The following is an 8090-nucleotide window of genomic DNA, read 5'->3' as shown; positions in this document are numbered from 1 at the left end:
CTGCCGGCCTGCGCACGCACATGCTGATTGCCGGTGCCGCTGCGCTGATCGTCGGCCTCGGTGATTCGGTGGCCGAACACTTCCAGCAGGAACGCTACCGCGATCTGCTGCAGGTCGACCCGGTGCGATTGATCGAAGCGGTGGTGGCCTGCGTGGGCTTCGTTGCCGCCGGCACCATCCTGCGCGGCAATCGCGAAGACCAGGTCAGCGGGCTCACCACGGCCAGTTCGCTGGTGATGGCCGCGGCCATCGGTATTGTCGTGGGCATCGGCAAGTACGTGATCGCGCTCGGTGTCAGCGTACTGTGCGTGCTGGTGCTGGCGTTGATACGGCGGGTGGAAAAGAAGTTGTAATCGCCAAATGGTACTACCAATAATTCCGTATAGCCCTATGGTCTAATAGGCTGTCGGCAGGATTGGAGGTTCAATTCGCGCCTGTGGCCCGATTGTTGGTCAATGTGGTACGACCAATATATGGCGGGCCCGACGCCCCCACCCGGTGGGGAACCTCCTGTTCCTGTCGAGAGCCCTATGCAGCCCTGGCAACACGTGTACGACCCCGCCGGCAACCTGTGGTTGTCGAGCCTGATCGCGCTGCTGCCGATCGCCTTCTTCTTCATCGCCCTGGCCGTGCTGCGCATGAAGGGCTGGATCGCCGGCACCATCACGGTGGCCATCGCCCTTGCCGTGGCGCTGCTGTTCTATCGCATGCCGGTGGCGCAGGCGCTGGGCGCGGCCGGCTTCGGCTTCGTCTATGGCCTGTGGCCGATCGCCTGGATCATCATCGGCGCGGTGTTCCTGTACAAGGTTTCGGTCAAGACCGGCCAGTTCGACATCATCCGTGCCTCGATCCTGTCGGTCACCGAGGACCAGCGATTGCAGATGCTGATGGTCGGCTTTGCCTTCGGCGCCTTCCTGGAAGGTGCAGCCGGGTTTGGTGCGCCGGTGGCAATCACCGCCGCGCTGCTGGTCGGGCTGGGCTTCAAGCCGCTGTATGCGGCCGGCCTGTGCCTGATCGTCAACACCGCGCCGGTGGCGTTCGGCGCGATGGGCATCCCGATCATCGTGGCGGGGCAGGTGACCGGCCTGGATGCCTTCGAGATCGGCCAGATGGCCGGCCGCCAGCTGCCGTTCCTGACTGTCATCGTGCTGTTCTGGATCATGGCGATCATGGACGGCTGGCGCGGCATCAAGGAAACCTGGCCGGCGGTGCTGGTGGCAGGCGGTTCGTTCGCCATCGCCCAGTACCTGACCTCCAACTTCATCGGCCCGGAACTGCCGGACATCACCGCCTCGCTGGCGTCGCTGGTCTGCCTGACCCTGTTCCTGCGCCGCTGGAAGCCGGTACGGATCTTCCGCTTCGATACCGAAACCAGCGCTGAGGCGGCCGCACAGGCAATGGAGGCGCCGCGCCACAGCGTCGGCCAGATCGCCAAGGCGTGGTCGCCATTCCTGATCCTCACTGCGATGGTCACCGTGTGGAGCATCAAGCCGTTCAAGTCGCTGTTCGCAGCCGGTGGCCCGCTTGAAGGCTGGGTACTGAAGATTCCGGTGCCGGGCCTGGACCAGATGGTGCAGAAGATGCCGCCGATCGTCGATGCGCCGCTGAGCTATGAGGCGGTGTACAAGTTCGACTGGTTCTCGGCCACGGGTACCTCGATCATCCTTGCCGCAATCATTGCGATCATCGCCCTGCGCATGCCGGCGCGTTCGGCGCTGCAGACCTTCGCTGAAACCGTGCGCGAACTGCGCATGCCGATCTTTTCGATCGGCATGGTGCTGGCGTTCGCCTTCAWCGCCAACTATTCGGGGCTGTCGGCAACGCTGGCGCTGGCACTGGCGCACACCGGCAAGGCGTTCCCGTTCTTCTCGCCGTTCCTGGGCTGGCTGGGCGTGTTCCTGACCGGTTCGGATACCTCGTCCAATGCACTGTTCTCGGCGCTGCAGGCGACCACCGCCCAGCAGATCGGCGTGTCCGACGTGCTGCTGGTAGCGGCCAACACCACTGGCGGCGTCACCGGCAAGATGATCTCGCCGCAGTCCATTGCCATTGCCTGCGCGGCGGTGGGCCTGGCCGGCAAGGAGTCGGACCTGTTCCGCTTCACCGTCAAGCACAGCCTGATCTTCACCACGATGGTCGGCCTGATCACCCTAGCCCAGGCCTACTGGTTGACCTGGATGATTCCCTGAGCCATGCAGTACAGGCCGACCAACAGCGGCGTGCTTCGGGCCACAATGGCGCCATGAGCACACAACGGGTTTCGGACAAGGTGGCCGCGCAGCTGCGWGCGCTGGTGCAGGAACAGCAGTTGCAGCCGGGCGACAGGCTGCCGGCCGAGCGCACGCTGGCCGTTCAGCTGGGGGTTTCGCGCACCGCGCTGCGCGAGGCCATCGCGCAATTGTCCAGCCATGGTCTGCTGACCGCGCGGGTAGGCGGTGGCACTTACGTGAGCGAGCCCGCCGCACGTGCGCGGCAGGCGCTGGATGAACCGCTGGTGCCGTACCTGCCGCTGTTCCAGGGGGACCCGGAATACCGCTTCGATGTGCTGGAAATCCGCCACGCGCTGGAAGGCGCCACGGCCTGGCACGCCGCGCTGCGCGCCACCGACGAGGACCGCGCGCGCATCGCCCAGGCGTTCCAGACCATGATGGATGCGCATGGCAAGGACGACCCCGCCGGTGAGGCGCAGGCCGATGCGGCCTTCCACCTGTCCATCGCCGAGGCCTCGCACAACCTGGTATTGCTGCAGGTGATGCGCGGCCTGTTCGAACTGCTGCAGACCAATATCTCGCAGAGCCGCGAAAAGCTCTACACCTCGGCCAGGACCTTCTCGCCGCTGTCCGACCAGCATCGCGAAATGATGGATGCGGTGCTGGCCGGCGACCCCGAACGCGCGCGCGCCGCCGCGCATGCCCACCTCGAGTTCGTGCACACCACGCTGCGCACCCTCGATGACAACGAAGCCCGGCGTGCACGGGCTTCGCGTCTACCTTCCCCACACGGTTGACCCCATGATCATCTCCGCCTCCACCGATTACCGTGCCGCAGCCGAACGCCGGCTGCCGCCGTTCCTGTTCCACTACATCGATGGTGGCGCGTATGCCGAGCACACGCTGAAGCGCAACGTGTCCGATCTGTCCGACATCGCGCTGCGCCAGCGCGTCCTGCGCAACATGTCCGACCTGAGCCTGGAAACCGAGCTGTTCGGCGAGAAGCTGGCGATGCCGGTGGCACTGGCACCGGTCGGCCTGACCGGCATGTATGCCCGTCGCGGCGAAGTGCAGGCCGCGCGTGCAGCCGACAGCCGCGGCATTCCGTTCACGCTTTCCACGGTGTCGGTGTGCCCGATCGAAGAAGTCTCCCCGGCGATCCAGCGCCCGATGTGGTTCCAGCTGTACGTGCTGCGCGATCGYGGCTTYATGCGCAATGCGCTGGAGCGCGCGCAGGCGGCCGGTGTGACCACTCTGGTATTCACTGTCGACATGCCGGTGCCGGGCGCGCGCTATCGCGACGCACACTCGGGCATGAGTGGTCCGAACGCTGCAATGCGCCGCATCGGCCAGGCCATCACCCATCCGCGCTGGGCGTGGGACGTGGGCTTGCGCGGACGCCCGCATGACCTCGGCAACATCTCCACCTACCGTGGCAACCCAACGGGCCTGGCGGACTACATCGGCTGGCTGGGCAGCAACTTCGATCCGTCCATTTCGTGGAAGGACCTGGAGTGGATCCGTGAGTTCTGGAAAGGSCMGATGGTGATCAAGGGCATCCTCGACCCGGACGATGCGCGTGATGCGGTCGCGTTCGGCGCCGATGGCATCGTGGTCTCCAACCATGGCGGCCGCCAGCTCGACGGCGTGCTGTCCACCGCACGGGCGTTGCCGGCCATCGCCGACGCCGTGCAGGGTGACCTGAAGATCCTCGCCGATTCGGGCATCCGCACCGGCCTGGACGTGGTGCGCATGCTGGCGCTGGGCGCCGACACCGTGCTGCTGGGCCGCGCGTTTGTCTACGCTCTTGCCGCGCAGGGCGAGGCCGGCGTGGCCAACCTGCTGGACCTGATCGCCAAGGAAATGCGCGTGGCGATGACCCTGACCGGCGCGCATCGCATTGCCGACATCGGCCGTGATTCGCTGGTGCGCCTGCCATGAGTGATCGCAATACGGTGCTGGAACAGTTGCGTGCCGCGGTGGGGAACCGCCACGTACTGACCGGCGACAAGGCCACCCGTCGCTTCCGTCGCGGCTATCGCTTCGGTGATGGCCCGGTACTGGCGGTGGTGCGCCCGGGCACGCTGCTGCAACTGTGGAACGTGCTGCAGGCCGCGGTGCAGGGCGGGGCCGCGATCATCCTGCAGGCGGCCAATACCGGCCTGACCGGCGGTTCCACCCCGGACGGCGACGACTACGGCCGGCCGATCGTGCTGGTCAGCACCCTGCGCCTGACCGGCATCCAGCTGTTGAATGAAGGCCGCCAGGTGCTGTGCCTGCCCGGCGCGACGCTGGACCGGCTGGAGCAGACGCTGGCGCCACTGGGCCGCGAGCCGCACTCGGTGATCGGCTCGTCGTGCATCGGCGCCTCGGTGCTGGGCGGCATCTGCAACAACTCCGGTGGCGCGCTGGTGCGCCGCGGCCCGGCCTATACCGAACTGGCGCTGTATGCGCAGGTCGACGCGCGGGGTGAACTGCAACTGGTCAACCATCTGGGCATCGCGCTGGGCGACACGCCCGAGCAGATCCTGCAACGCCTGCAGAGCGGTGACTACAGCGCTGCCGATGTCAGCGACGGTGATGGCCGTGCCGCCTCCGATCCGCGTTATGCCGAGGAAGTGCGCAAGGTCGATGCCGATACCCCGGCACGCTTCAACGCCGACCCCAGCCGCCATTTCGAGGCGGCCGGATCTGCCGGCAAGCTGGCGGTGTTCGCCGTGCGCCTGGATACCTTCGAGAAGGAGGCCGCCGAGGTCTTCTATATCGGCAGCAACCGCACCGACAGCCTGACCGCGATCCGCCGCCAGCTGCTGACCGGCTTCGAGCGCCTGCCCATCGCCGGCGAGTACATCCACCGGGATGCCTATGACATCGGCGAGCGCTACGGCAAGGACAGTTTCCTGCTGATCGACAAGCTCGGTACCGCGCGCGTTCCGGCCGCATTCGCACTGAAGAGCCGGGTTGATGGCTGGTTCGAACGGCTGGGCCTGCGCGGTGTCACCGACCGGATGATGCAGGCGCTGACCGGCCTGTTGCCATCGCACCTGCCCAAGCGCATGGGCGAGTTCCGCCAGCGTTACGAGCATCATCTGCTGCTGAAAGTGTCCGCACAGGATGCGGCTGCCACCGAGGCCTGGCTGCGCGGCTTCTTCAACGACCACGAAGGCGGCTACTTCCATTGCACGGCGGACGAAGGACGCAAGGCCTTCCTGCATCGTTTCGCGGTGGCCGGTGCGGCGGTGCGCTACCGCGAAGTGCACCGCCGGCAGGTGCAGGACATCGTCGCGCTGGACATTGCGCTGCGCCGCGATGACGCCGACTGGTTCGAGCAGCTGCCGGCCGATATCGATGGGCGCCTGCTGCACAAGCTGTACTACGGCCATTTCCTGTGCCATGTGTTCCACCAGGACTACATCGCGCGCAAGGGTGAAGATCCGATGGCCATCGAGCATGCGATGTGGGCGTTGCTGGACCAGCGCGGCGCGGAATACCCGGCCGAGCACAACGTCGGCCACCTGTATCCGGCCAAGCCGGCGCTGGCCGGCTTCTACCGCACGCTGGACCCGAGCAATACCTTCAACCCCGGCATCGGCCAGACGTCGAAGGCGAGAGGTTGGGGCAGCTGCGACTGCGACGGGCATTGAGCCGCAACGTGGCGCCTGCGCTACCATCGGCCCCTCGCAAGGACGTGCCGGTGCGCACAGGATGATCATGGTTTCCACGCGCATGGCTTACGCGCTGCTGTCTGTACTGCTGCTGGCATCGTCGTTGCCTGCAGCGGCGGACGTTGCGCCCGTTCAACGGGACGCGGCAGGCAACCGGCTGGAGACGCTGCTGCTGCAGGGCGGGCAGGGACCGGACGGCCCGGAGCGCTACTGCACTGCTGATGGCCAGTGGTGCGTGCAGGCGCTGCCTTCAGCGGGCGAAGACCAGCCGGCCTCGCTGGAAGTTGCCGAGCGCGCGGATGCTGAAGGCGAGCCGCAGATGCGCTACGTGCCCATCGACGTGGTTGACGATGGCGACCTGCGGGTCTGGCCCTTCATCGTGCGCCTGGCGCCCGGCGCCGGGGCAGGCCAGGCCGTGGCCGATCCACAACAGGCCGCATTGCAGAACGTGCTCGTCGGCGGTCTGGTGGAGGCCCGTGCGATGTATTCCGGCGGCGGTGCCAGCGCATCGACCCTGCACCTGGCGCGCATCCGTCATCTCGACGATGGCATCCAGGTGGACGCCGACGTGCTGTCCGTTGCGTGGTCGGCCAACAAGATGATCCGGGCCTGTTTCAGCGAGCGCGATTTTGATCAGCGCGCCGGCGCCTGCCATGACGAGTACAGCTTCGATGCGGAACTTGCGCTGGCAGCCGAAGCGCAGGACATGCCCGTACTGCGCTACCAGACCGGGGCCACCAACTATCCGGCCGGGGTATCACCGCAGCGGGACTCGCTGGCCAAGGGGCGGTTGACGAAGAAGGACCTGCGCACCGAACAGGATGCGCAATGCAGCTACACGCGCGCCTTCCGCTTCACGTCAGGGGCATACCAGCCGGACCAGCCGCTGCCGGAGTGCTCGGCCTACACCGAGCCCTGAGCCATGGAGCCGGACGCATGCCCGGCTCTGAGCAACGGCCGTGACGCGCTTACTCGCAGCGGGTGGCGGTGATGATGTTGTCCTTGTCCACGAACACGCGCAGGCGGTCCTGGCGGATGTCCTTGGTGGTGATGGTGGCCGGGCCGATGGGGTTGACCATGCCGGCGCCGCTTTCGCTGGACAGGCGGCGGATGTTCGGCTCGTTGGCCGGCTGGCCGATGGCCCAGCCCAGCTGGCTGGCATCGCAGCGGCCACTGCCCTTGACCTCCGGGCCGGGAGTGCTGACACAGGCCGACAGCAACAAGGCCGAGGCGGGCAGCAACAGAGTCAGGCGGATGGTCATGCGGGCGCTCCTGCGCAGGGGATTGGCGGCACGATAGCACTGACCGCGCGAAACCCGGCAGCGTTCGGGTCATTGCCCGCGCGGCCGCCGCACTGCATAGTGGCCGGCGTTGCCGGCAACGTGCCGGCGGGCAGGCCGGGCCATTCCGGTGCAGGTGTTGGGTCCGGTATGAGGTCAGGCAGTTTCCGTGGCAGGCAGAACGCAGTGAAGACGACGGCAGTGCTGTCGTTGCTCTGCATGGCAGTGGCAGCCATGGCTGCCGAACCGGCGCCAGCGCCCGCGGCCGAAGCGCCGGTATTTGGTGGCTGGCGCAACCTGCAGACCGAAGCCGGTTACCAGCCGGCGCAGCGCAACCTGGCGTTCGCGATGCTGCCGCAGGCCGCTACCCGTGGTGATCGCTTCGCCATCCTCGACCGTGAAGGCAAGCGCACGGTGTGCTGCCTGCAGGTGGCCAGCGAGTCGCTGGGTGTTGCCGCGCTTCGCGAGCAGTACCACCTGCCGCAGGCCGGGGTGACCGATCTGAGCAACGGCCGCAGCCCGGCGCGCCCGTATCTGCCGCATGTCTATGCGATGCAGCGGGTGGATGAACTGGCCGATTATGGTTTCGCCGATGTTGCCGGTGCCTACAGCGACCTGGGCGGGCTGCTGTTGCCCGACGCTGCCGCGCTGGCTGCCGACGGCACCGAGGTGCGCGTGGGCGAGGGCCATTATCGCCTGCAGTTCCACCGCCAGCCGCTGGCCGATGATGACGGCGCACTGGACCGGTACACCCTGCAGGTGCTGCCTGCCGGCGACCCGGTCGTGGTTGAAGTGCCGTTCGGCACCTACTGATTGCCACATCCCACTGGCTAGAATGGCGCGCGGCGCTGCCTGCGCGCCTGATCCTGCGAGTTGTTGCCGTGCGATTTCTGTTGCTGCCCCTGCTGTTGCTGGCCGGTTGTGCCAGCGTGCCC

At 66.9% G+C, this 8090-nt stretch carries 8 protein-coding genes; 7 read left to right on the top strand and 1 reads right to left on the bottom strand.

From position 1 onward, the window contains the following. From AC1VAN_RS05340 to AC1VAN_RS05315, 6 genes are all read left to right on the top strand, one after another. On the top strand, positions 1-353 hold a 353-nt coding region (locus AC1VAN_RS05340; protein ID WP_480985404.1), incomplete at its 5' end, for an MgtC/SapB family protein. 177 nt (positions 354-530) lie between these two features. Next, positions 531-2189: an L-lactate permease gene (lldP, locus tag AC1VAN_RS05335; protein WP_480985403.1), complete on the top strand. Its 1659-nt coding sequence runs from the start codon at positions 531-533 to the stop codon at positions 2187-2189. Positions 2190-2242: 53 nt separating this feature from the next. After that, positions 2243-3007, top strand: coding sequence for a transcriptional regulator LldR (gene lldR / locus AC1VAN_RS05330; RefSeq protein WP_032975263.1), 765 nt, complete (start codon positions 2243-2245; stop codon positions 3005-3007). Positions 3008-3011: 4 nt separating this feature from the next. Then, positions 3012-4151, top strand: coding sequence for an FMN-dependent L-lactate dehydrogenase LldD (lldD, locus tag AC1VAN_RS05325; RefSeq protein WP_480985402.1), 1140 nt, complete (start codon positions 3012-3014; stop codon positions 4149-4151). Next, positions 4148-5854 (top strand): D-lactate dehydrogenase, encoded by a 1707-nt coding sequence (gene dld, locus AC1VAN_RS05320; protein ID WP_442251972.1) that lies wholly within the window; start codon positions 4148-4150, stop codon positions 5852-5854. Before lldD ends, dld begins: the two co-directional genes overlap by 4 nt. 67 nt (positions 5855-5921) lie before the next feature. After that, the gene (locus AC1VAN_RS05315; RefSeq protein WP_478014085.1) at positions 5922-6794 is read left to right on the top strand and encodes a hypothetical protein; all 873 of its coding nucleotides are present in this window, start codon (positions 5922-5924) and stop codon (positions 6792-6794) included. A gap of 49 nt (positions 6795-6843) precedes the next feature. Here the strand turns inward: AC1VAN_RS05315 and AC1VAN_RS05310 are convergent, their stop codons facing one another. Next, on the bottom strand, positions 6844-7137 hold the full coding sequence (locus AC1VAN_RS05310; protein ID WP_025878511.1) for a hypothetical protein: 294 nt from the start codon (positions 7135-7137) through the stop codon (positions 6844-6846). A gap of 168 nt (positions 7138-7305) precedes the next feature. On the opposite strand from AC1VAN_RS05310, the gene AC1VAN_RS05305 reads away from it, so the two are divergent. Next, a complete protein-coding gene (locus tag AC1VAN_RS05305; protein ID WP_442251970.1) occupies positions 7306-7968 on the top strand; it encodes a decarboxylase in 663 nt (220 codons plus the stop codon). The last annotated feature ends 122 nt before the right edge of the window (positions 7969-8090 follow it).

The organism is Stenotrophomonas sp. 05L44_2 (assembly GCF_056665995.1).
The sequence above is the reverse complement of the archived record's forward strand: the minus strand, read 5'-3'. Positions and strand labels throughout refer to the sequence as shown.